This is a genomic window from Pseudomonas sp. B16120 (assembly GCF_044218845.1).
GTDB classification, from domain to species: domain Bacteria; phylum Pseudomonadota; class Gammaproteobacteria; order Pseudomonadales; family Pseudomonadaceae; genus Aquipseudomonas; species Aquipseudomonas paracarnis.
In genome coordinates this window covers 5,795,499-5,819,331 of record NZ_CP162588.1, presented here as the reverse complement: position 1 = coordinate 5,819,331, position 23,833 = coordinate 5,795,499, and the positions used below count along the sequence as shown (strand labels likewise).

Genomic DNA, 23,833 nt, shown 5'->3' with positions numbered 1-23,833 from the left:
AATGGCCGGTTGAACTGGCGTATCACAGTGACCACGCTGCCCGTCCGACGAGAGCGCCACCATGTTCCAGGATGTCTATTTCTTGCTGATGCCGGGGTTCTCGGCCCTCGGTTTTATCTCCGCGCTGGAACCGTTGCGCGTGGCCAATCGCTTTCGCGGCGAGCTGTACCGCTGGCACATCTTGAGTGCCGATGGCGGCGCGGTACTGGCGAGCAACGGCATGTCGGTCAACGCCGACGCCGCGCTTGAACCATTGAAAAAAGGCGCGACTTTACTGGTGGTGGCCGGCTTCGAACCCCTGCAGTTCGCCACGCCCGCCCTGGAGCATTGGCTGCGCCGCCTCGACCATGAGAGTGTGACTCTTGGTGCCATCGACACCGGCGCCTGCGTGCTGGCCGAGGCGGGCCTGCTTGACGGCCACCGCCTGACCTTGCACTGGGAAGCCATCGACGCCTTCAAGGAGGCCTATCCGCACCTGAGCGTGACCCAGGAACTGTTCGAAATCGACCGGCGCCGCATCACCTGCGCCGGCGGCACCGCGTCCATCGACTTGATGCTCGATCTCATCGCCCAGGCCCATGGCCCGGAGCTGGCGATCCAGGTTTCCGAGCAATTCGTACTTGGCCGCATCCGCCCTCGCAAGGACCACCAGCGCATGCAGATCGCCACGCGCTACGGCATCAATAACAAGAAACTGGTGCAGGTGATCGGCGAAATGGAACAGCACACCGAACCGCCCCTGAGCACCTTGGCCCTGGCCGAAACGATCAAGGTCACCCGACGCCAACTGGAGCGGCTGTTTCGCCTGCACCTGAATGACACCCCCAGTAATTTCTACCTGGGCCTGCGCCTGGAAAAAGCCCGAAAACTGCTGCGCCAGAGCGACATGAGCGTGCTGGAAGTGAGTATTGCGTGCGGGTTTGAGTCACCGTCGTATTTCACCAGGAGCTATCGCGCAAGGTTTGCCAAATGCCCGCGGGAGGATCGGCGACGGGAGGTGGTTTAACGGACAATTATAGTCAATTATACTCTTGGCTATAATTTATAGTCATTTACATAATTGAGTATAAAACCATGTCCAAGCACAGCGGCTTTGTGTTTCGCCGCCCCACCCTGGCAAGCAGTATTGCCGATGGCCTGGTGGGGGCCGGTATTCAGGATTTCACCTCCGGTCTGTTTCTCGCGGCGCCCCGACGCACGGGCAAAAGCACTTTTCTGCGCGAAGACCTGATTCCGGAATGTCAGCTGCGGGGCTGGCTGGCGGTGTATGTCGACCTGTGGGCCGACAAGGAAAAAGACCCCGCCGAGCTGATCGCGAGTGCCATTGCGGGGGCGTTGGTGCCGTTTGAAAAGGGCATTCGCAAACTGGCAAAGAACATTGGCATCGAGAAACTAAGCTTTCTGCGTACGCTTTCCTGGGACTTTACCAAGCCACAATTGCCTGTCGGTGCGACGCTGACCCAAGCGTTGGAATTGCTCCATAGGGCTGCAGAAAAACCCGTTGTACTGGTGATTGACGAAGCACAGCACGCAATAACCACCGAGTCAGGTATCAATGCGATGTTCGCGTTGAAGGCTGCCCGGGATCAGCTCAACCAAGGCCGTGACGAGGAGGGCAGCGGTTTGCGCCTGGTGTTTACCGGATCCAATCGCGACAAACTCGCCCATTTGGTATTGGGTAAAAGCCAGCCATTCTTCGGTTCCAGCATCACGCCGTTTCCGCTGTTGGGCAAAGCGTTCACCCAGGCCTACACCGTGCACCTCAACGCGCACCTGGCCCAGAACAACCAATTCAACGCGGCTGATATTGATGAGGCGTTTGAGCGGGTAGGTCGGCGTCCCGAGATGTTGCGCACGATCATCGGTGAAGTCGCATTGGAGTTGGGCGAGGCGAGCAATCTTGGCCAACTGCTGCACAGTCGCGCAGAACTGCTGCGCGCGGGTGTATGGACCGAGTTCGAAAGCGCCTGGAACGCCCTGACCATCCCGCAGCGCGCCGTGCTGGAGGTGATGGTGGAGCGTTCTCAAAACAACGAACCCTTCGCGCCATTCACCGATAGCACCCTCACGGCGGTCAGCAAGGCGCTGGAAAAGATGGGTAGCGACGTGGTGCCGGGTACCCAGACCATCCAAGCCTGCATCGATGCCCTGCGCGACAAGGAACTGGTGTGGAAGTCGAGCCGAGGCGGCTATGCCCTGGAGGACAACACCTTCGGTGATTGGCTGCAACACAAGAGCCTTACACCGCGCTAAAAGGCCGGCTTCTAAAGAGAGCGGAGGTGGTTTATTTCTTTACCAGGGCCGAGCATGCCGCCTTGTAGGCTTCATGCTGATACTTGTTAAGCGTCGCTGGCAGATCAAAGGTGTGCTTTTTGTTCTGCGCATTGATGGTCTGCGGCGACAACAGCGTCACCTCCACCCCCTCCAGCAGTTGAAGCACCCCTTCAATCTTGAACGTCGTTGGGCCACCGGCGAATTCACCTTTTTTGCTGCGCTTCTTGATGGCGATGCGAGTGATGGCGTTGTCCTGCACAAACGCTTTCACCTGAGCGGCGAAGGCTTTGACGTTGGCCGCTTCATCGTCATCGTCGAGGGCGATTTTCTTGGTCGCCAGGGCGACGTGGGTCAGCGCCTGGTTGTCCAGGGCGGCGAGGGCGATGATGGCTTCGCTGCCTTTGATTTCGATGCCGCAAATAATCATGGCGTTGCCTTGAGCAGGAAAAGAGGGCACGGATGGTAACAGGCTCGGTTCGTTCGAGAGGAGCTGACCATCCGTCGGAGATAGGGCTGATACTGTCAGATCTGACAGTAGATCTTGATGGGTTCCCCAACTAGATTCGCAGCAGGGGCCGGCACGCGGTCCCATGTTTTTGCGACGAGGGGGGCGGGCAATGAATATTCGCAAGGAAATTCGAAAACTGAGCGGGCCTGAACGGCTAGCGTTTACCAATACGCTGTTGGCCCTTAAGGGTAATGGCGGATACGACAAGTATGTGCATTGGCATCACGCAGTGATGGTACCTACCGTTCACCCTGATGAACCCCAAGATCCCGACTATCGTAATGGCGCCCACTTGGGGCCGGCTTTTTTACCCTGGCATCGTGAAATGTTGTTGCAGTTGGAAGCCGACCTTCAGGCCATCACGCCCGGTATCACGCTGCCTTACTGGGATTGGACATTGGACGCGGCAGACCCGACGAATTCGCCGGTGTGGGAGCAAAGCCTGCTGGGGGGGGACGGTGACGCTGCCGATGAATTCAGGGTGCAGGATGGACCCTTCGCGTACCGATACGGCAATTGGCCTGTGCCTGCCTATCCGGAAGATGGGCTGCCGGGGGCGGGGTTAAAGCGCCAGTTCTCACGTTTGGTCAACTCGCTGCCGACGGCCGCGGACTTGCAGATGGCAATGAATGAAGAGCTGTATGACGAGCCGAACTACACGTCGAGTCCGTTCAATAGAGGCTTTAGAAACCGACTCGAAGGCTGGATCACTCAGAAGGGCGACCCGCAAGTCACCACCCCTGGTTCTCAATTGCACAACCGCGTCCATTTATGGATTGGCGGCAACATGCTGGCGATGACCTCGCCCGAAGATCCAGTATTTTTTCTGCATCATTGTTTCATCGACAAAATCTGGGCCGACTGGCAGGCGCAAATGATGCTGGATAAGCCCGCACTGGCGCCTCATTACTGCCCGATGCAGGATGGCCCCACCGGGCATAATTACGATGATGTGATCAAACCCTGGACTCGTCGTATCCGTGAGGTGATGGATATCACCGCGCTGGGGTATGCCTACGAGCCAGCCTCACCCTTGACCAAAAGGCCGTTCAAGTCACCTTTCATGGCTTGAGCGTGGCGCAGCCCTTTGCGCGGCCTGGTCGCGTGAAGGGTGTTTACTCCTGCCCAATCGACTCCAAAAACTCCGACCGCTCATCACTCATCCGCGCCAGGCAGTCGTTGTGCGCAATCGCATAGGCCTTGGTGCCGGTGACTGCCGGGAAGGTGTCCACCGCACAATCGGCATCCCGCAGTTTTTCCCACTTTTGCTGCGCGTCCTTCAGACGGGCGGTAATGTCCGCCAGTTTGGTCTTGTCGCTGCCGTAGGTCGAACCCATGCGCTCCAGCAACCCCTGATAGTTATCCTTGAGCAATTGCTCGGCGGTGGTTTTGTTATAGGTGGCGCATTCCAGGGTTTGCTGGTCGTTCTCGATGCCGTCGCACGGCGTGCTGTCGGTGTCTTCGGCCGCGTGGGCGGTGGTTGCGATGAGTGCCAAAGCCAGGAAAATCGATTTCATTGCGCCGTCTCATATCACGTGATGCGCAATTCTGGCTCAAGCGTCAGACAAAGAACAGCCGCCAGTCAGGCATGTCTGCATAGCCTTTGTCGTGGATTGACGCTTTCGGCAATTCCCCTGTCGTTTTTGCACCCGGCTCCGTCGGTGCCTGGGCATATGCTGGCCCCAAAGCGCCGGCAGACGATTCGGCGCATGAATCGCCAATAAGGGGACGCCTGATGAGCCCAGCCGAGTTGCACGCCGACAGCATCGTTATCGACGGTCTGATTATTGCCAAGTGGAACCGCGACCTGTTCGAAGACATGCGCAAAGGTGGCCTCACCGCCGCCAACTGCACGGTGTCGGTGTGGGAAGGCTTCCAGGCCACGATCAATAACATCGTTGCCAGCCAGACCCTGATCCGTGAGAACAGCGACCTGGTGATCCCGGTGAAAACCACCGCTGACATCCGCCGCGCCAAGGAGCAGGGCAAGACTGGCATCATCTTCGGTTTCCAGAATGCCCATGCATTTGAGGACCAGCTCGGCTATGTCGAGATCTTCAAGCAGCTCGGCGTTGGCGTGGTGCAGATGTGCTACAACACCCAGAATCTGGTGGGCACCGGTTGCTATGAGCGCGATGGCGGCCTGTCGGGTTTCGGTCGTGAGATTGTCGGCGAGATGAACCGCGTCGGCATCATGTGCGACCTGTCCCACGTGGGCTCCAAGACCAGCGAAGAGGTCATCCTCGAATCGAAAAAGCCAGTGTGCTACTCGCACTGCCTGCCGTCCGGGCTTAAAGAGCACCCGCGCAACAAGTCCGATGAAGAGCTGAAGTTCATCGCCGACCATGGCGGTTTTGTCGGCGTGACCATGTTTGCGCCGTTCCTGGCCAAGGGCATCGATTCGACCATCGACGACTACGCCGAAGCCATCGAATACACCATGAATATCGTCGGTGAAGACGCCATCGGCATTGGCACCGACTTCACCCAGGGCCATGGCCAGGATTTCTTCGAAATGCTCACCCATGACAAGGGCTACGCCCGCCGCCTGACCAGCTTCGGCAAGATCATCAACCCGCTGGGCATCCGCACCGTGGGCGAGTTCCCCAACCTCACCGAGACCCTGCTCAAGCGCGGCCACAGCGAGCGCGTGGTGCGCAAGATCATGGGTGAGAACTGGGTCAACGTCTTGAAAGACGTCTGGGGCGAATAAGCCACTGCTCGCTTAATCCTTCACCCGCCGCCATCCGCGTGGCGGGCATCAAAACGAATTTTCTGGAGTTAAGTTTCCATGGCCAAGATCGCCCCGCAATTGCCAATTGAAGTCGACAGCGAAACCGGTGTCTGGACCTCCGACGCCCTGCCAATGCTGTATGTGCCACGCCACTTCTTCGTCAACAACCACATGGGTATCGAAGAAGTGCTGGGCGCTGATGCCTACGCCGAGATCCTCTACAAGGCCGGCTACAAATCCGCCTGGCACTGGTGTGAAAAAGAAGCTGAGTGCCACGGCCTGGAAGGCGTCGCGGTGTTCGAGCACTACATGAAGCGCCTGTCGCAACGCGGCTGGGGCCTGTTCAAGATCCAGGACATCGACCTGGATAAAGGCACCGCTAGCGTCAAGCTGGAACACTCGGCGTTCGTCTACGTGTACGGCAAGGTCGGCCGCAAGGTGGACTACATGTTCACTGGCTGGTTTGCCGGCGCCATGGACCAGATTCTTGAGGCCCGTGGCAGCAAGATCCGCACTGTCGCCGAACAAGTCTACGGAGGCTCCGAAGAGGGCCACGACGATGGCCTGTTCACCGTCAAACCGTTGTAAGCCGAGGACCGTGCCATGGCTTTCGAAGCAATGTTCCAGCCGATCCAGATCGGCAAACTGACCATCCGCAACCGCGTGCTCAGCACTGCGCATGCCGAGGTGTATGCCACCGACGGCGGCATGACCACCGACCGCTATGTGAAGTACTACGAAGAGAAAGCCAAGGGCGGTATTGGCCTGGCGATCTGCGGTGGCTCCTCCGGGGTGGCCATCGACAGCCCGCAGGAATGGTGGGCGTCGGTGAACCTGTCCACCGACCGCATCATCCCGCACTTCCAGAACCTGGCCGATGCCATGCACAAGCATGGCGCCAAGATTATGATCCAGATTACCCACATGGGCCGGCGTTCGCGTTGGGACGGCTTCAACTGGCCGACCCTGATGTCGCCGTCCGGCGTGCGTGAGCCGGTGCACCGTGCCACCTGCAAGACCATCGAGCCGGAAGAAATCTGGCGTGTGATTGGCAACTACGCCCAGGCTGCTCGTCGGGCCAAGGCCGGTGGCCTGGACGGGGTGGAGTTGTCGGCTGTGCACCAGCACATGATCGACCAGTTCTGGAGCCCGCGGGTCAACAAGCGTACCGACGAATGGGGCGGCAGCTTCGAGGGCCGCATGAAGTTCGGCCTGGAAGTGTTGAAGGCCGTGCGTGCCGAAGTGGGGGATGACTTCTGCGTGGGCATGCGCCTGTGCGGCGACGAGTTCCACCCGGACGGCTTGTCCCACGAGGACATGAAGCAAATCGCCAAGTATTACGACGACACCGGCATGCTCGATTTCATCGGCGTGGTGGGCTCGGGTTGCGACACCCACAACACCCTGGCCAACGTCATCCCGAACATGAGCTACCCGCCGGAACCGTTCCTGCACCTGGCGGCCGGCATCAAGGAAGTGGTCAAGGTTCCGGTGCTGCACGCGCAGAACATCAAGGACCCGAACCAGGCCACGCGTATTCTGGAGGGCGGCTATGTGGACATGGTCGGCATGACCCGTGCGCACATCGCCGACCCGCACCTGATCGCCAAGATCAAGATGGGCCAGATCGACCAGATCAAGCAGTGCGTGGGCGCCAACTACTGCATCGACCGCCAGTACCAGGGCCTGGATGTGCTGTGCATCCAGAACGCTGCGACCTCCCGTGAATACATGGGCGTGCCGCACATCATCGAGAAGTCCACCGGGCCCAAGCGCAAGGTGGTTGTGGTGGGGGCCGGCCCGGCCGGGATGGAAGCCGCGCGCGTGGCGGCTGAACGTGGCCACGACGTGACGCTGTTCGAGAAAAAGGAGTTTATCGGCGGGCAAATCACCACGGCATCGAAAGCGCCGCAACGTGACCAGATCGCCGGTATCACTCGTTGGTATCAACTGGAGCTGGCGCGTTTGAAAGTCGACCTGCGCCTGGGTGTTGCAGCCGATGCCGAGACCATCCTGGACGTGCGTCCGGACGTGGTGGTGCTGGCGGTGGGCGGGCACCCGTTCATCGAGCAGAACGAACACTGGGGCGCCGCCGAAGGCTTGGTAGTGAGCAGTTGGGACGTGCTCGACGGCAAGGTTGCGCCGGGCAAGAACGTGCTGGTGTACGACACCATCTGTGAATTCACCGGGATGTCGGTGGCCGACTTCCTGGCCGACAAAGGCAGCCAGGTGGAGATCGTCACCGACGACATCAAGCCAGGCGTGGCAATCGGCGGTACGTCGTTCCCCACGTACTACCGCAGCATGTACCCCAAGGAAGTGATCATGACCGGCGACATGATGCTGGAAAAGGTCTACCGCGAGGGCGACAAGCTGGTGGCCGTGCTGGAAAACGAATACACCGGCGCCAAAGAGGAGCGGGTGGTCGACCAGGTGGTGGTGGAGAACGGCGTGCGTCCGGACGAGGCCATTTATTACGGGCTCAAGGAAGGTTCGCGCAACAAGGGCCAGATCGACGTTGAAGCGCTGTTTGCGATCAAGCCGCAGCCATGCTTGAGCGAGGCGGGCGAGGGGTACTTGCTGTTCCGCATTGGTGACTGTGTGGCCCAGCGCAACACCCACGCCGCCATCTATGACGCCCTGCGCTTGTGCAAGGATTTCTAAGCCGAAAGTGGACCCGGTCTGAATGTGGAGCTGACCAGTGTGGGAGCCGGGCTTGCCCGCGATGCAGGCGACTCGGTCTTGAGTGAGACCGAGTCGATGCCATCGCAGGCAAGCCAGCTCCCACATTGATCCGGCCCTCATGCAAGACCTGTGTGGTCTGTGGGAGCTTCACCATGTTGAATACCTTGCTGCCTATTCTCTTGTTTGCCGCCCTGGGCCTCGCCGTCCTCGGCGCCTTGCGCCGGGTGAACATGTGGCGCCGTGGCCGCTCGTCCAAAGTCGACCTGCTGGGCGGCCTTTTGGCCATGCCCAAGCGCTACATGGTCGACCTGCACCACGTGGTCGCCCGTGACAAATACATCGCCAACACCCACGTAGCCACGGCGCTCGGCTTTGTGCTGTCGGCGCTGCTGGCGATCCTGGTGCACGGCTTCGGCCTGCAGAGCCGCATTCTTGGCTATGCGCTGCTGCTGGCATCGACATTGATGTTTGTCGGCGCGATCTTCATGTACCTGCGCCGCCGCAATCCGCCTGCCCGCTTGTCCAAAGGCCCGTGGATGCGCCTGCCGAAAAGCCTGATGGCGTTCTCGGTGAGCTTCTTCCTGGTGACCTTGCCGGTGGCCGGGATTCTGCCCGCCGATTTCGGCGGCTGGCTGCTCGCGGCTTTGCTGAGCGTGGGCGTGCTGTGGGGCGTGTCCGAAATGTTCTTCGGCATGACTTGGGGCGGGCCGATGAAACACGCCTTCGCCGGTGCCCTGCACCTGGCCTGGCACCGTCGCGCCGAGCGCTTTGGCGGTGGCCGCTCCACCGGTCTGAAGCCGCTGGACCTCAGTGATAAAACCGCGCCGCTGGGCGTAGAAAAACCCAAGGACTTCACCTGGAACCAACTGCTCGGCTTCGACGCCTGCGTGCAGTGCGGCAAGTGCGAAGCAGCATGCCCGGCGTTTGCCGCCGGCCAGCCACTGAACCCGAAAAAGCTGATCCAGGACATGGTGGTCGGCTTGGCCGGTGGCACCGATGCCAAGTTCGCCGGCAGCCCGTACCCCGGCAAACCGGTGGGCGAACACGGCGGCAACCCGCACCAGCCGATCGTCAACGGCCTGGTGGACGCCGAGACCCTGTGGTCGTGCACCACCTGTCGCGCTTGCGTGGAAGAGTGCCCGATGATGATCGAGCACGTAGACGCCATCGTCGACATGCGTCGCCACCTCACCCTGGAGAAAGGCGCCACGCCGAACAAGGGCGCCGAAGTCCTAGAAAACCTGATCGCTACCGACAACCCCGGCGGTTTCGCACCCGGTGGTCGTCTGAACTGGGCGGCAGACCTGAACTTGCCGTTGCTCAGCGACAAAGGCAGTTGCGATGTGCTGTTCTGGGTCGGCGATGGCGCCTTCGACATGCGTAACCAACGTACCCTGCGCGCCTTCGTCAAAGTGCTCAAGGCCGCCAAGGTCGACTTCGCCGTGCTTGGCCTGGAAGAACGCGACAGCGGTGACGTGGCGCGGCGCCTCGGCGATGAGGCGACATTCCAGCTGCTGGCCACGCGCAATATTCAGACCCTGGCCAAGTACAGCTTCAAGCGCATCGTCACCTGCGACCCGCATAGTTTCCATGTGCTGAAAAACGAATACGGTGCCTTCAACGGCAACTACCGGGTGCAGCACCACAGCACCTTCATGGCCGAGCTGATTGGCGAGGGCGCGCTGAACCTGGGCCAGCACAAAGGCAACAGCGTGACCTACCACGACCCCTGCTACCTGGGCCGCTACAACGGTGAATACGAGGCGCCGCGCCAAGTGCTGCGGGCGTTGGGTATCGAGGTCAAGGAAATGCAACGCTCGGGCTTCCGTTCACGCTGCTGCGGTGGCGGTGGCGGCGCGCCGATCACAGACATCCCCGGCAAGCAACGTATCCCCGATATGCGCATGGACGACATCCGCGAGACCGGTGCCGAACTGGTGGCCGTGGGCTGCCCGCAATGCACCGCGATGCTTGAAGGCGTGGTCGAACCGCGCCCGTTGATCAAAGACATCGCCGAACTGGTAGCCGACGCGTTGCTTGAAGACGCCGCGCCGGCCAAAGTCCCCCTCAAGCGTGAACCTGCGGAGGTGCACTGATGAGCGATATTATCCGCCGCGACCCCCGGGCCGAATGGATCGCCCGTAACCGCCTGCACCCGTTGCACGCGGCGATGCAGCCGGTGCAACACAGCTGGATGGGGCCCAACGGTATCATTCGCAAAAACGTGCATGGTGTCGGTTTTATCGGGCCCAACGGCATCAAGCGCATCGACCGCAGCGGTGCCCAGCAGGGCGGCGCGGCCAAGCGCAGCGCGGCAGTGCAAGTGCAATTGCCGCTGCATCAGGTGCCGACCCCGGCGTTCTACATCAACGTGGTGCCGGACATGGTCGGTGGCCGTCTGAGCAGCCACGACCGTGACCTGCTTGGCCTGGCGCGCCAGTTGGCTGGCAGTGACGGCGCGGTATTGGCGGTGGTATTCGGTGAACACAAGGAAAGCGCCTTTGCCACGGCCGGCGTCGACCGTCTGCTGGTGCTGGAGGGGCATGAGTTCGAGGGTTATGCACCGGAGCAACGGGTGCAGGGCCTGCGCGCTGTGGATAACCAATTCAGCCCGCGCAACTGGTTGCTGCCAGATAGCCGCAGCGGTGGTGGCGAACTGGGGCGACGCTTTGCCGCCAGCCTCAAGGAACGCCCGGCGACGCGGGTGTGGCAGATCAAGGGCGAGGAGTGCATCGGCCGTGCCGGTGCCGGCCAGGAAGACCTGGCGCGACCGTTGCCCCGTCTGATCCTCGCCGCCGCCGAATGTGCCGATCCGGTCAGCGAAACCCGCCACGAAGTCTTGCCCGTGGAGTTATCCACAGGCCTGGCGCGCAGTTTGCCGCGTATCGAAGATCTCGGCGCGGTGGCGGTCGACCCGGCCGCGATTCCGATGGCCGAGGCAGAGTTCATTTTCTCCGGTGGCAACGGCGTAAAGGACTGGGCGCTATTCCACCAGACCGCCGCGGCCCTGGGCGCCACCGAAGGCGCCTCGCGGGTGGCAGTGGACGATGGCTTCATGGCGCGCGATCGCCAGGTCGGCGCCAGCGGCACCTGGGTCACTGCGCGGGTGTACGTGGCCGTCGGGATTTCCGGGGCGATCCAGCACCTGCAAGGCATCGGTGCCTGCGACAAGGTGGTGGCGATCAACCTCGACCCAGGGTGCGACATGATCAAGCGTGCCGACCTGTCGGTGATCGGCGAAAGCGCCGCGATACTGCACGCCTTGATCGCGGCGGTCGAGACCTACCGCAACGGCGCCAAGCGCGATGCAGCCTGAGGATATGACCATGACCAACACTGTATTCAGTCTGGTGTCCATCGGCGCTCACCCCACCTCCGGGCGCCCACGCCGTGCCGAGCAGGACGCTCGCGCGGTAGAGTTGGGGCTGCAACTGGCTGGGGATAAGTTGCAGGTGCTGCACGCGGGTGATGTCAGCGAGCCGACCCTGCGCAGCTACCTGGGCATGGGCCTGCCGCAACTGCAGGTACTCGAACAGCCGGCGGGCGCCGATGCGTTGCCGGTGCTCAGCGAGTATCTGCGCGACGCGGGCGCCCAAGTGGTACTGACCGGAAGCCAGGCAGAAACCGGCGAAGGTTCGGGGATGCTGCCGTTCCTGTTGGCCGAACAACTGGGCTGGCCGCTGATTGTGGGGCTGGCGCAGGTGGAGTCCATCGACGCCGGCGTAGCCCTGGTGCTGCAGGCGCTGCCTCGCGGCCAGCGGCGGCGCTTGAAGGTGCGCCTGCCGTTTCTTGCCACTGTGGATAACGCCGCGCCCAAACCACGCCAGAGCGCCTACGGCCCGGCGCAACGGGGTGAGTTGGCAGCCCATGACGTCAAGATTGAACAGGATGAGTTATTCACAGACGCACTGCTGCAACCGGCCAAACCGCGGCCCAAGCGCCTCAAGGTGATCAAGGCCAAGAGCGGCGCCGATCGTATGAAAGCTGCCACAGCCAAGGCCAGTGGGGGTGGGGGGCAGGTGCTCAAGGGCGTCAGCGCCGAAGAGGGCGCGCAGGCGATTCTCAAGTTGCTGATAGAGGAAGGCGTGGTTCGCTAAGCTCTTCTGAAAAGATAGCGAGGCAAACGCTGTATACACCACAGCGTTTGTCTCGCAACAGACATTTTACTTCTCAGTCTTTCTTATCCCACGCATCGTTCCATTGGCTGCCTACACCAGGTTCGTAATAGCTGGGTGATTGCGAGCACCAGCCGCTATTTGGGTAGGGTTTGCACACATAATTGGCGCCCTTGTTAGATACAACGTCACCTGGCTTGTAAGGGGGGCTCTTGTTCGGCACGTACGCGGGGTATTCCCCACCGCCCGCTTCGACTATCGCCATGGCCTTGGAGTAACCCTTGACCTGTACGAATACCGAATTGACCTGCGGATCAGCCGTGTTGAACACAATGTCATTGCCGTCTTTTTCCCCTACTTTGGCGATGCTTGAAGGGATTTGATTGGCCAGTTGCGGGCCCCATATCTTCGCGTCCAGATTGTTTGCGTCAATGGGCAGGGTAATGTCTACGACCTCTTTCGCTTGTGGCGTGTTGTCCAGAATACGGAAGTGAACGGCGTTTCCTGGGGTGAGGTCTTTCATGACGGCATCGATGAATTGCCCCAGATCAAACCACCGCTCGGGAACGCCTGCCCCGATAATATTGATATCACTGCAGTTGTAGAATCCTTCCCCGGCCGGGTCAATTCGTTGCCATTGCACGAAGAGGGTCGCGTTGCCGAATTGTTCTGCAGGGATAGGCACTGGAAATCTGAAGTACCCCGAAGACGAAATGGCAGGCGGCCTGGTGCCCCAGTCGGTTTGAGCGACTGTCAGTTGCTCGGTATGGATAAGGACCAAATCATTCCAGGTCAGCGGTGCTGTGGTCGGATCAAAGCCAGGTTTTGTCAGGAATACCTTTGCAAAACTGGGGACGTGAGGGGCCGTACCGATGATGCGAACGTTCATTTTACCGTCGTGAGGCGTGACGTCCGTCCGGTACCAATCATTTGACACCAAGTTAAGGCCGTCTTTCTTCTTGTCACCTGCTGAACATAGCTGCCCATCTGGAACTGCTTTTTTAACGATTTCCGGGTCGTTATACCCCGGGGCAGCAATTAAATGGGCAACTTCATTCCATTGCTGGCCCGGATACTGCCCGCTTGTTTTGGCTAACGCCGCGCATCCTTGATCGCTGGGGTTTCCCGACCAGAAATCTGGAAGCGCTTTGCAATGAACCTGGCGTGATACTGGCTCATCGACGGCACCGTGTGCCATGACCAACAGGGGGGCCAGAAGCACCGCTGCCAGCAGCCACTTGATGAGAACGTTCGTATGTTGCTGTAAATTATTCATGCTCTAGTCCTTCAATTCAGACAAACAAGTTCCGAACTGCTGGAACGCTCAGTGTGTTGTTAGCGTTTTGTAAGCATCGATGGCATAGCGAATTTCTCGCAGCGAACGCTGCAAGTCGAGTTCCCGAATGTGTTGACCCATCAGCGCCGTCAGCGGATAAGCCACTGTCGAAAGCGTGGCCAGTGAGGCCAGCGTCAGTAGTAATTCAATCAGCGTAAAACCTTTGGCGCGGTGATGGCTGGGATTGCCCTGCCACGTCACCGGTCTATCTCCTCTTTTGCGCCAAGGACTTCTGTACTCACCTGGGCCAATGGATATAACTGCAAGAAAGAGTGTAGATGAAGTTTAAATTTGAGCGTTTCCGCACAAGGAACGGACAAGCGGGCAATTACCCACAATCGCTGTGCACGTGCCTGTGGATAAGGTGTTTGTGTTTGTCCGCAGGGCACGTATTTAAAGGCCTGTGCGCTATTGGCTGAAAAATGATCAGGCTAAGTGGCGGTTTTCTCTAGGGTTTTGCTGTGGATAAAGCTAAGCGGATTTTATAACTTGCCCCCAAAGTCTGTTGGCGGATCTGTGGATAAGATGTTCGCTATCCGTGGTAGGCCAGGTAATACGAGGCCTACAGAGGGTTGGTTAAAAAATCACCAAAACACTGTATTTAACCCTTAAAACGTCTCATGACCCGCGGAAATAGCGACTTTAGGTGGTTTTCCACAGCCCAGACAAAGTTGCCCCCAAAGTCTGTTGGCGCATCTGTGGATAAGGTGTTCGCTTACCGCTGCAAGCCACGCCAAACAAGGCTCTTGGAGGTTTGATCAATAAATGATCAGCTTGAGCTGAAACCCGGAAGTTTGAATAAGTCACGGATTTTCTTGATTTAATTTTCGTCCACGACGCAATTGCCCACAATTGCTGTGGGTGGCTTTGTGGATAAGTTGTTGGGTAAAGGCTGGAGGGCAGGGTGGTAAAGGGCTGTGTCGGAGCTGATCGAATTTTGAACAGCTTATCTGTCCAAATGTGGGAGCTGGCTTGCCTGCGATAGCGGTCTATCAGCCAATACAGACTTTGACAGACACCATGCCATCGCGGGTAAGCCCGCTCCCAAACAAGCGTTATTCGTGAGCAGCTACGCCTTTAAGATAAGGCGCCGGCGCCGCACCCAGGTTGCTCAGCATGCGCTCGCTGTACCAATCCACAAAATTCACCACGCCAAACTCATAGGTCTTGGAGTACGGGCCGGGTTGGTAAGCGGTGGAGTTGATCCCGCGCTGGTTTTCTTCGGCCAGGCGGCGGTCCTGGTCGTTGGTGGCATCCCACACCTGGCGCATGCGTTCCACGTCGTAGTCCACGCCTTCCACGGCGTCCTTGTGCACGATCCACTTGGTGGTAACCATGGTTTCCTGGGCGCTGATGGGCCACACGGTGAACACAATGATGTGGTCGCCCATGCAGTGGTTCCAGGAGTGTGGCAGGTGCAGGATGCGCATCGAGCCCAGGTCCGGGTTCTTGATGCGGCCCATGAGCTTGGCACAACCTTGTTTGCCATCCAGGGTCATCGACACGGTGCCCTTGAGTAGCGGCATGCGCACAATCCGGTTACGCAGGCCGAAGCTGGCGTGGGCGTAAGGGATCTTCTCGGCATCCCAGGCGGCGGCGCAGGCGCTCACGTGGTCCTTGAACGCCTGGTCGGCACGTGGGTCGGTAACGTCGTCCCATTCCAGCAGGGTTTTCAGCAGTTCCGGGTGCGAGGCGTTGCAGTGGTAGCACTCGCGGTTGTTTTCCAGCACCAGCTTCCAGTTGGCTTTTTCGAACAAGGTGGTCTGGATCGCCACCTTGGTGTTCTCCATGTCGTAGGGCTCCATGTAATGGCTGAGCGTCGACAGGAAGTCATCGATGGCCGGCGGGTTTTCGGCCAGGCTGATAAAAATATAGCCGCCAGCGGTCTTCACGTTCACCGGCTTCAAACCGTACTGCTTCATGTCGAAATCGGCGCCCATCTCGGTGCCGGCGAACAGCAGGCGGCCGTCCAGCTCGTAGGTCCACTGGTGGTAGTGGCAAACCAGCTTGGCGACCTTGCCCTTTTCGCTGGTGCACAAGCGCGAACCACGGTGGCGGCACACGTTGTGAAACGCATGCACCACACCGTCGGCACCCCGGATCACGATGATTGGGTTCTTGCCCACTTGCAGGGTCAGGTAGTTGCCCTTGGTAGGAATTTCGCAGGTCATGCCGGCGATCAACCACTCTTTCTGGAAGATCTCCTGCATGTCGATATCGAACAGCCGCTCATCAGAGTAGAACGGCTGCGGCAGCGAAAAAGTGCGCTCGCGCTCTTGCAGCATTTGCGCGGTGGCCTTGCGTGCGGGTTCCAGCGGATCGCCCAAGCTTAAGGTTGCGGTGACGTCCATCGTGTGTGTCCTCATGGCCATTCTGTGTGGCCGGCGAATAGTGGCTACGGTTGGTGCTGTGCAAGGCGTAAAGAACGCGTCTTTGTTGGGAGCGAGTGTGGGCCCGGCGTAACGTCGAACCTTATCCATGGGCGACATGGCCCAATCTGATCCCGACGCGCAAGCCCCTGTCTTTGGGGGCTGGTCGCCGTAAGTATGTGAATGTCGCAGATAGGTAAATGGGTGGTTCTCGCGTTACGCAGAATCGCCACCATAAGGCCGACGTCGGCGGTGGAGAACAACATGTCCAATAATTTCCTGAATCCGGTAACCACCCAGACCTGGGCCAATGGTCGGCACATCGTCCGCTGCGTCAAAGTCATCCAGGAAACCTGGGATGTGCGCACCTTCTGTTTTATGGCCGATCAGCCGATCCTGTTCTTTTTCAAGCCGGGGCAATTCGTCACCCTGGAGCTGGAAATCGAAGGCCAGCCGATCATGCGTTCGTACACCATTTCCAGCTCACCGTCGGTGCCTTACAGCTTCTCGGTGACCATCAAGCGCGTACCGGGCGGCCGGGTTTCCAATTGGCTGCACGACACTTTGCACGAAGGCCAGGAGTTGGCGGTGCACGGCCCGGTCGGGCTGTTCAATGCCATCGACTTCCCAAGCCCGAAAGTGCTGTACCTCAGCGGTGGCGTTGGGATCACGCCGGTGATGTCCATGGCGCGCTGGTTTTACGACACCAACGCGAACGTCGACATGACGTTTATCCACAGCGCCCGCTCGCCCAAGGACATCATCTATCACCGCGAGCTGGAGCACATGGCGTCGCGGATCGACAACTTCAGCCTGCACCTGATTTGCGAAAAACACGGCCTGGGCGAACCCTGGGCCGGGTATCGCGGCTATCTGAACCACAAGATGCTGGAGCTGATGGTGCCGGACTTCCTGGAGCGCGAAGTGTTCTGCTGCGGCCCTACGCCGTACATGAACGCGGTGAAGCGTTTGCTGGAAGTTGCCGGTTTCGACATGACCCGTTATCACGAGGAATCGTTTGGCGCGACGCCGCCCGAAGCCCGTGCCGATGCGGTGGAGCAGGCCGAGCAAGCGGCGGATGCGCCGGAGATCGACCTGGCAGACCTGCATCAAGTGGAATTTATCGCGTCCGGCAAAAGCATTCGTGTGGCACCGGGGGAAACGGTGCATGCCGCAGCGGCCAAGCTCGGCCTGCTGATCCCCAAGGCCTGCGGCATGGGCATCTGCGGTACGTGCAAGGTGATGAAACTGGGCGGCGAAGTGGAGATGGAGCACAACGGCGGGATTACCGAAGAAGACGAGGCTGAAGGCTACATCCTGTCGTGCTGCAGTGTGCCGAAGGGTGATGTACGCATCGAATTCTGATCTGCTCGTTCCCAACGCTCTGCGTGGTAACGCCGCCCAGGACGCTCCGCGTCCGGCCGCGTTGAGGGTGTGACGCGGAGCGTCACGGGACTGCATTCCCACGCGGAGCGCGGGAACGATCTTCCCGGCAGCAGGCACATGCTCGTTCCCACGCTCTGCGTGGTAACGCCGCCCGGACGCTCCGCGTCCGGGCGCGTTGAGGGTGTGACGCGGAGCGTCAAGGGCTGCATTCCCACGCGGAGCGCGGGAACGATCTTCCCGGCAGCAGGCACATGCTCGTTCCCACGCTCTGCGTGGTAACGCCACCTGGGACGCTCCGCGTCCCGCCGCAGTTGAGGGGTGACGCGGAGCGTCACGGGCTGCATTCCCACGCGGAGCGCGGGAACGATCTTCCCGGCAGCAGGCACATACTCGTTCCCAACGCTCTGCGTGGTAACGCCGCCCAGGACGCTGCGCGTCCGGCCGCATTGAGGGTGTGACGCGGAGCGTCACGGGCTGCATTCCCACGCGGAGCGCGGGAACGATCTTCCCGGCAGCAGGCACATGCTCGTTCCCACGCTCTGCGTGGTAACGCCACCTGGGACGCTCCGCGTCCCGCCGCAGTTGAGGGGTGACGCGGAGCGTCACGGGCTGCATTCCCACGCGGAGCGCGGGAACGATCTTCCCGGCAGCAGGCACATGCTCGTTCCCACGCTCTGCGTGGTAACGCCTCCCAGGACGCTCCGCGTCCCGTCGCAAATGAAGGGGCACGCGGATCTTCAGAGCCAAGGTTGGATGTCGATCAGGCCTGGCATACCTGCATAGTTGCGCGCGCTGGAGTAACGCCAGTGTTCAGCCAGGTCCACATAGCCCCGCTTTATGGGGTTGTGATGGATGTAATCAAGCTTCTGGCGCATGACTGCCTCGCTGTAAACCAACTCCGCATGTGAACCTTCCTGCCACAGTTGATAAACACGATCTGTCTTGTGTGCACGCTTGCAGAAACGCAGGCGCTGCAATACCCGCTCCGCGCCTTTGCTTTGCAGGTCGTCAATGATGGTTCGGGCGGTGAAGGATTTGAATTGGCTGACGCACTTTCCCAGATCTGGCGCTTGAGCAATAAAGTGCAAGTGATTTTCCAGGATGACGTAACCAAACAAGTTTAAAGCGTGGTTGCTTTGTTGATATCGCCAGCAATCCAGAAGATGGTCCACCAGGTAGTTGCAGGTGAAGAGGGGGAGCCATTCCATGACAGTGCAGGTGAGGAAGTGGGGTTTTTCGGGTTCGGTGATGACATAGCGGCTTCTGCCCACGTGTTCATCCTTGATTTCGGGTGGACGCGGAGCGTCCGAGGAGGCATTCCCACGCGGAGCGCGGGAACGATCATGATTCAGCGTCGCGTCGCAGGCCATGAATCTGCGACGCGGCGCTTAGGCGTTAACAGTTATTGGGCATAGATATGAACAACGAAGTGCTGGCCTGAGTTTGTCAATTCGTAGGCTTTGTCGTAGATGGTCAACGTCCTTGAGGGCTCCTGAATGGTGTCCCCGATCTTGGCGTGTTTCCTGAACTCGTCCCAGTCTATGACCGTGGTGCTAGTGCCGCCGCCGCTTTGCAGTGTGTTGCCATTACTTTGATATTCCATGATAAAACTCTCCATTGATGGGCCTTTGCGGCCGATTATTCGGCTGGCGATGAAACCCGAAAGGCGGCAGTTATCGCTGCGTTTTCCTTGCGGGTAACAAGAGGCTAGACAATGAAAGCGAGCTACGTAGCGGTCGGAAATATCAAAAAACAGTCTCGGCAATCGGCCAGTACCAACTGGCCGAATTCGTACGTTAAGCGTTCATTACTTCCCGAATATCGGCAGCCAATTCCCTCACACGCTCTTCCTCGGTATCCCACGCACACATGAAGCGCGCACCGCCTTTGCCGATGAAGGTGTAGAAGCGCCAGCCCTTGGCGGTCAGCGCTGCAATCGCGGGTTCCGAGAGTTGCAGGAACACGCCGTTGGCCTGTACCGGGAACATCAATTCCACGCCGGGAATATCCGACACCAGGCTGCTCAGCAATTGCGCGCAATGGTTGGCGTGGCGTGCATGCTTGAGCCACGCGTCATTTTCCAGCAGGCCCACCCATGGCGCAGAAAGGAAGCGCATTTTCGACGCCAGCTGACCGGCCTGTTTGCAGCGGTAGTCAAAGTCTTCAGCCAGTTTGTGATTGAAGAACAGGATGGCTTCACCTACCGCCATGCCGTTTTTGGTACCACCAAAGCACAGCACGTCGACGCCGGCTTTCCAGGTCAGGTCGGCCGGTGAGCAGCCCAGGAATGCACAGGCATTGGCGAAGCGTGCGCCGTCCATGTGCAGGTTCAGTCCCAGTTCCTTGCAGGTGGCGCTGATGGCGCGGATTTCTTCCGGGGTGTACACGCTGCCGACTTCGGTGGCCTGGGTCAGGGTCACGACGCGCGGCTTGGGATAATGGATATCCTGGCGCTTGAGGGCGATTTCGCGGATCGACTCCGGGGTCAGCTTGCCGTTCTCGGTACGGGCAACCAGCAGTTTGGAGCCGTTGGAGAAAAACTCCGGCGCGCCGCATTCGTCGGTTTCGACGTGGGCGGTTTCCGAGCAAATCACGCTATGGTAGCTCTGGCACAACGAGGACAGCGCCAGGGAGTTGGCAGCCGTACCGTTGAAGGCGAAGAACACCTCGCAGTCGGTCTCGAACAGATTGCGGAAACCGTCGGCGGCGCGGTGGGTCCATTCATCATCGCCGTAGGCGCGTTGATGGCCCTGGTTGGCTTGTTCCATGGCGGCCCAGGCTTCCGGGCAGATGCCGGAATAGTTGTCGCTGGCAAATTGTTGGCTCTTGTCGGTCATGGCCCGTTCCTGTGGTCGATGTTGGTGCGCACTTTACCCAAGATTGCCGGGGGCACGCACGCACTGTAAATGCAAAGTCGTTGGGGAATTATGCACGGTACTCACACCTTGCCTGTCGGACCTGTCCGAGATGGCGCTTTGGATCTGCTCAAGTGGCTGGCGCTGTTGAGTATGGTGCTCGATCATCTGCGCTATGTGGGGCTGAGCCTGGATGGGCTATACGTGCCGGGGCGTCTGGCGTTTCCATGGTTTTGCCTGGCGATTGCGGCCAATGTGCATCGTGTCCGTTACGTCCCAGTGACCGGCCATTGGCGCTACTTGGGTTGGTTGCTGTTGTTCAGCGTGATCAGCGAAGTGCCATATCGGCTATTTATCGAGGACGCCGATACGTTGAATGTGCTGCCGACTTTGGTGTTAGGTTTGCTGGTTGCCCGAGGTTGGCAGCAAAAGGCGCTTTTTGATCGAGGATTAGCGCTGTTAGCGCTCAGTATCGCGGGGGCGTTTGCGACACATTTGATGTTCGGTTTTTTCGGTGTGTTGCTGCCTGTGGCGATGTTGCTGGTGTTCAGTCGCCCTTGGTATTTCAGTGTGCTTCCAGGCTTGGTTTGTGTTGCCGCCAACCAATGGCAGATTTTGCTGAATAGCGGCACACCGGTGGCGCTGTTGGGGTTGGCAACATGCCTGATTGCGCCATGGGTGGGTTTGGTCTTGTTGCGACATGCCAAAAATGTCTCGCCACCAGCGATGCGGCGTTGGGCCTATGCCTTATATCCACTGCATTTCTTGCTGCTGCTACTCATCCGCCAGATCATCGCCTAACCCCTGTGGGAGCTGGCTTGCCTGCGATGCACACACCTTGGTCTGCCAGTTGCACCGCAGCGATACCATCGCAGGCAAGCCAGCTCGCACACAAGCGTTTGCACATTCTTGAGTCCATGTCGTAAACGCACCTTTGCGTGGCGTGCGCAGGCATTTGGCCCGCACGCGCCAGCCCTACCATCGCATCAAAGGGCCCTGCGAGGGCCTCAACAATACGAAAGGCTGGGAGAGACGCGATGTTCAGCAAACAAGACCAGATCCAGGGATATGACGACGCACTGCTGGCGGCGATGAATGCCGAGGAGCAGCGCCAGGAAGATCATATCGAGCTGATCGCGTCGGAGAACTACACCAGCAAGCGCGTGATGGAAGCTCAAGGCAGTGGCCTTACCAACAAATACGCCGAAGGCTACCCGGGCAAGCGCTACTACGGCGGCTGCGAGCATGTGGACAAGGTCGAAGCCCTGGCCATCGAGCGCGCCAAGCAGCTGTTCGGTGCCGATTACGCCAACGTGCAACCGCACTCCGGTTCCTCCGCCAACAGCGCCGTGTACCTGGCGCTGATCAATGCCGGCGACACCATCCTGGGCATGAGCCTGGCCCACGGCGGTCACCTGACCCACGGCGCCAAAGTGTCATCCTCGGGCAAGCTGTATAACGCGGTGCAGTACGGCATCAACACCGACACCGGCCTGATCGACTACGACGAAGTCGAGCGCCTGGCGGTCGAGCACAAGCCGAAGATGGTGGTGGCGGGTTTCTCGGCCTACTCCAAGACCCTGGATTTCCCACGCTTTCGTCAGATCGCCGACAAGGTAGGCGCGCTGCTGTTCGTCGACATGGCCCACGTTGCCGGCCTGGTTGCCGCTGGCCTGTACCCGAACCCGCTGCCTTACGCCGACGTGGTCACCACCACCACCCACAAAACCCTGCGCGGTCCACGGGGCGGCCTGATCCTGGCCAAGGCCAACGAAGAAATCGAAAAGAAACTCAACGCTGCGGTATTCCCCGGCGCCCAGGGCGGCCCGCTGATGCACGTGATCGCTGGCAAGGCCGTGTGCTTCAAGGAAGCGCTGGAGCCCGGCTTCAAGGCTTACCAGCAGCAAGTGATCGATAACGCTCAGGCCATGGCCGAAGTGTTCATCAAGCGTGGCTACGATGTGGTCTCCGGCGGCACCGACAACCACCTGTTCCTGGTCAGCCTGATCCGCCAAGGCCTCACCGGCAAAGAGGCGGATGCCGCTCTGGGTCGCGCCCACATCACCGTCAACAAAAACGCGGTGCCCAATGACCCGCAGTCGCCGTTCGTGACCTCGGGCCTGCGCATCGGCACCCCGGCGGTGACCACCCGTGGCTTCAAAGTGCCGCAATGCGTAGAGCTGGCCGGCTGGATCTGCGACATCCTCGACAACCTCGGCGACGCCGATGTCGAGGCCAACGTGGCCAAGCACGTGTCTGCCCTGTGCGCTGATTTCCCGGTTTATCGCTGAGCGCGGTTTTGGAGTAATGACTATGCAACGCTACTCAGGCTTCGGCCTCTTCAAGCACTCCCTCAGCCATCACGAAAACTGGCAGAAGATGTGGCGCACGCCGACCCCTAAAAAGGTCTACGACGTAGTGATCGTCGGCGGCGGCGGGCATGGTCTGGCGACCGCCTACTACCTGGCCAAGGAACACGGCATCACCAACGTGGCGGTGGTCGAGAAAGGCTGGCTGGGCGGCGGTAACACCGCGCGCAACACCACCATCGTGCGTTCCAACTACCTGTGGGACGAGTCGGCGCACCTGTACGAACACGCTATGAAACTCTGGGAAGGTTTGTCCCAGGACCTGAACTACAACGTGATGTTCTCCCAGCGTGGCGTGTACAACCTGTGCCACACCCTGCAGGACATCCGTGATTCCGAGCGCCGCGTGAGTGCCAACCGCCTCAACGGTGTGGACGGCGAGCTGCTGAATGCCCAGCAAGTGGCCGACGAGATTCCGTACCTGGATTGCTCGAAGAACACCCGCTACCCGGTGCTCGGCGCCACCGTGCAACGTCGCGGCGGCGTGGCCCGTCACGATGCCGTGGCCTGGGGCTTTGCCCGTGCTGCCGATGCCTTGGGCGTGGACCTGATCCAGCAGACCGAAGTGATCGGGTTCCGCAAGGAAAACGGCGTGTGCATCGGCGTGGAAACCAACAAGGGCTTTATCGGCGCCAAGCGTGTCGGTGTGGTGACTGCCGGTAATTCCGGGCACATGGCTTCGCTGGCGGGCTTCCGCCTGCCGATCGAATCCCACCCGCTGCAAGCCCTGGTGTCGGAGCCGATCAAGCCGATTATCGACAGCGTGATCATGTCTAACGCCGTGCACGGTTACATCAGCCAATCCGACAAGGGCGACCTGGTGATCGGCGCCGGTATCGACGGCTACAACGGTTACGGCCAGCGCGGTTCGTACCCGGTGATCGAGCACACCATCCAGGCCATCGTCGAGATGTTCCCGGTGCTGTCACGGGTGCGCATGAACCGCCAGTGGGGCGGCATCGTCGACACCACGCCGGATGCCTGCCCGATCATCTCCAAGACCCCGGTACCGAACATGTTCTTCAACTGCGGTTGGGGTACGGGCGGCTTCAAGGCCACCCCAGGCTCAGGCAACGTGTTTGCCGCCAGCCTGGCCAAGGGTGAAATGCACCCACTGGCCGCACCTTTTTCCATCGACCGTTTCCACAACGGTGCGTTGATCGACGAACACGGCGCTGCGGCCGTCGCCCACTAACAGGAGA

General features: G+C 59.8%; 21 protein-coding genes. 13 read left to right on the top strand and 8 right to left on the bottom strand.

All coding sequences use genetic code 11. From position 1 onward, the window contains the following. Nucleotides 1-61 precede the first annotated feature (61 nt). Nucleotides 62-1,006 (top strand): GlxA family transcriptional regulator, encoded by a 945-nt coding sequence (locus AB4P90_RS27250; RefSeq protein WP_032902306.1) that lies wholly within the window; start codon nucleotides 62-64, stop codon nucleotides 1,004-1,006. A gap of 68 nt (nucleotides 1,007-1,074) precedes the next feature. Next, nucleotides 1,075-2,253, top strand: coding sequence for an ATP-binding protein (locus AB4P90_RS27245; protein WP_014720250.1), 1,179 nt, complete (start codon nucleotides 1,075-1,077; stop codon nucleotides 2,251-2,253). A 31-nt stretch (nucleotides 2,254-2,284) separates the two neighbouring features. Here AB4P90_RS27245 and AB4P90_RS27240 read toward each other — a convergent pair whose 3' ends face one another. Further along, nucleotides 2,285-2,701, bottom strand: a complete 417-nt coding sequence (locus AB4P90_RS27240) for a DUF3010 family protein (protein ID WP_014720249.1) — start codon at nucleotides 2,699-2,701, stop codon at nucleotides 2,285-2,287. A 190-nt stretch (nucleotides 2,702-2,891) separates the two neighbouring features. On the opposite strand from AB4P90_RS27240, the gene AB4P90_RS27235 reads away from it, so the two are divergent. Then, nucleotides 2,892-3,854: a tyrosinase family protein gene (locus AB4P90_RS27235; RefSeq protein ID WP_032902308.1), complete on the top strand. Its 963-nt coding sequence runs from the start codon at nucleotides 2,892-2,894 to the stop codon at nucleotides 3,852-3,854. Between the two features lie 43 nt (nucleotides 3,855-3,897). On the opposite strand, the gene AB4P90_RS27230 is transcribed toward AB4P90_RS27235, so the two are convergent. After that, nucleotides 3,898-4,299: a lysozyme inhibitor LprI family protein gene (locus AB4P90_RS27230; protein ID WP_014720247.1), complete on the bottom strand. Its 402-nt coding sequence runs from the start codon at nucleotides 4,297-4,299 to the stop codon at nucleotides 3,898-3,900. Nucleotides 4,300-4,517: 218 nt separating this feature from the next. Between AB4P90_RS27230 and AB4P90_RS27225 the strand changes: the two genes are divergently transcribed. The 6 genes from AB4P90_RS27225 (at nucleotide 4,518) to AB4P90_RS27200 (ending at nucleotide 12,298) form a co-directional block, all read left to right on the top strand. Continuing rightward, a complete protein-coding gene (locus AB4P90_RS27225; protein WP_014720245.1) occupies nucleotides 4,518-5,495 on the top strand; it encodes a dipeptidase in 978 nt (325 codons plus the stop codon). Nucleotides 5,496-5,573: 78 nt separating this feature from the next. After that, nucleotides 5,574-6,104 (top strand): DUF5943 domain-containing protein, encoded by a 531-nt coding sequence (locus tag AB4P90_RS27220; RefSeq protein ID WP_005792152.1) that lies wholly within the window; start codon nucleotides 5,574-5,576, stop codon nucleotides 6,102-6,104. 15 nt (nucleotides 6,105-6,119) lie between these two features. Continuing rightward, nucleotides 6,120-8,180: a dimethylglycine demethylation protein DgcA gene (dgcA, locus tag AB4P90_RS27215; protein WP_395605507.1), complete on the top strand. Its 2,061-nt coding sequence runs from the start codon at nucleotides 6,120-6,122 to the stop codon at nucleotides 8,178-8,180. A gap of 173 nt (nucleotides 8,181-8,353) precedes the next feature. After that, entirely contained in the window at nucleotides 8,354-10,297 is a 1,944-nt protein-coding gene (gene dgcB / locus AB4P90_RS27210) for a dimethylglycine demethylation protein DgcB (protein ID WP_019817451.1), read from the top strand. After that, a complete protein-coding gene (locus AB4P90_RS27205) occupies nucleotides 10,297-11,517 on the top strand; it encodes an electron transfer flavoprotein subunit alpha/FixB family protein (RefSeq protein ID WP_395605506.1) in 1,221 nt (406 codons plus the stop codon). The genes dgcB and AB4P90_RS27205 overlap by 1 nt, the downstream gene beginning before the upstream one ends. A gap of 4 nt (nucleotides 11,518-11,521) precedes the next feature. Then, nucleotides 11,522-12,298 (top strand): electron transfer flavoprotein subunit beta, encoded by a 777-nt coding sequence (locus AB4P90_RS27200; RefSeq protein ID WP_395606114.1) that lies wholly within the window; start codon nucleotides 11,522-11,524, stop codon nucleotides 12,296-12,298. 73 nt (nucleotides 12,299-12,371) lie between these two features. Here AB4P90_RS27200 and AB4P90_RS27195 read toward each other — a convergent pair whose 3' ends face one another. The 3 genes from AB4P90_RS27195 to gbcA form a co-directional block, all read right to left on the bottom strand. Continuing rightward, complete coding sequence (locus AB4P90_RS27195; protein WP_395605505.1) at nucleotides 12,372-13,592, bottom strand: lytic polysaccharide monooxygenase; 1,221 nt, start codon at nucleotides 13,590-13,592, stop codon at nucleotides 12,372-12,374. A 48-nt stretch (nucleotides 13,593-13,640) separates the two neighbouring features. Further along, nucleotides 13,641-13,853 carry a prepilin-type N-terminal cleavage/methylation domain-containing protein gene (locus AB4P90_RS27190; protein WP_019817447.1) on the bottom strand — a complete coding sequence of 71 codons (213 nt, stop codon included), beginning with the start codon at nucleotides 13,851-13,853 and terminating at the stop codon, nucleotides 13,641-13,643. Between the two features lie 854 nt (nucleotides 13,854-14,707). Further along, a complete protein-coding gene (gene gbcA, locus AB4P90_RS27185) occupies nucleotides 14,708-16,003 on the bottom strand; it encodes a glycine-betaine demethylase subunit GbcA (RefSeq protein WP_103452202.1) in 1,296 nt (431 codons plus the stop codon). A 282-nt stretch (nucleotides 16,004-16,285) separates the two neighbouring features. On the opposite strand from gbcA, the gene gbcB reads away from it, so the two are divergent. Next, entirely contained in the window at nucleotides 16,286-17,386 is a 1,101-nt protein-coding gene (gene gbcB, locus AB4P90_RS27180; protein ID WP_014720237.1) for a glycine-betaine demethylase subunit GbcB, read from the top strand. A 758-nt stretch (nucleotides 17,387-18,144) separates the two neighbouring features. Here the strand turns inward: gbcB and AB4P90_RS27175 are convergent. The 3 genes from AB4P90_RS27175 to AB4P90_RS27165 all read right to left on the bottom strand — a co-directional run bounded on the left by AB4P90_RS27175 (nucleotide 18,145) and on the right by AB4P90_RS27165 (nucleotide 20,244). Beyond that, nucleotides 18,145-18,678 (bottom strand): hypothetical protein, encoded by a 534-nt coding sequence (locus AB4P90_RS27175; protein ID WP_020302143.1) that lies wholly within the window; start codon nucleotides 18,676-18,678, stop codon nucleotides 18,145-18,147. 131 nt (nucleotides 18,679-18,809) lie between these two features. Continuing rightward, the gene (locus AB4P90_RS27170; protein WP_014720236.1) at nucleotides 18,810-19,010 is read right to left on the bottom strand and encodes a hypothetical protein; all 201 of its coding nucleotides are present in this window, start codon (nucleotides 19,008-19,010) and stop codon (nucleotides 18,810-18,812) included. Nucleotides 19,011-19,203: 193 nt separating this feature from the next. Further along, complete coding sequence (locus tag AB4P90_RS27165) at nucleotides 19,204-20,244, bottom strand: low specificity L-threonine aldolase (protein ID WP_014720235.1); 1,041 nt, start codon at nucleotides 20,242-20,244, stop codon at nucleotides 19,204-19,206. A 90-nt stretch (nucleotides 20,245-20,334) separates the two neighbouring features. On the opposite strand from AB4P90_RS27165, the gene AB4P90_RS27160 reads away from it, so the two are divergent. The 3 genes from AB4P90_RS27160 (at nucleotide 20,335) to AB4P90_RS27150 (ending at nucleotide 23,826) form a co-directional block, all read left to right on the top strand. Continuing rightward, nucleotides 20,335-21,063: a TraX family protein gene (locus AB4P90_RS27160; protein ID WP_014720234.1), complete on the top strand. Its 729-nt coding sequence runs from the start codon at nucleotides 20,335-20,337 to the stop codon at nucleotides 21,061-21,063. A gap of 236 nt (nucleotides 21,064-21,299) precedes the next feature. Then, complete coding sequence (gene glyA, locus AB4P90_RS27155) at nucleotides 21,300-22,553, top strand: serine hydroxymethyltransferase (protein WP_003194857.1); 1,254 nt, start codon at nucleotides 21,300-21,302, stop codon at nucleotides 22,551-22,553. A gap of 22 nt (nucleotides 22,554-22,575) precedes the next feature. Further along, the gene (locus AB4P90_RS27150; RefSeq protein ID WP_003176546.1) at nucleotides 22,576-23,826 is read left to right on the top strand and encodes a sarcosine oxidase subunit beta; all 1,251 of its coding nucleotides are present in this window, start codon (nucleotides 22,576-22,578) and stop codon (nucleotides 23,824-23,826) included. Nucleotides 23,827-23,833: the final 7 nt, after the last annotated feature.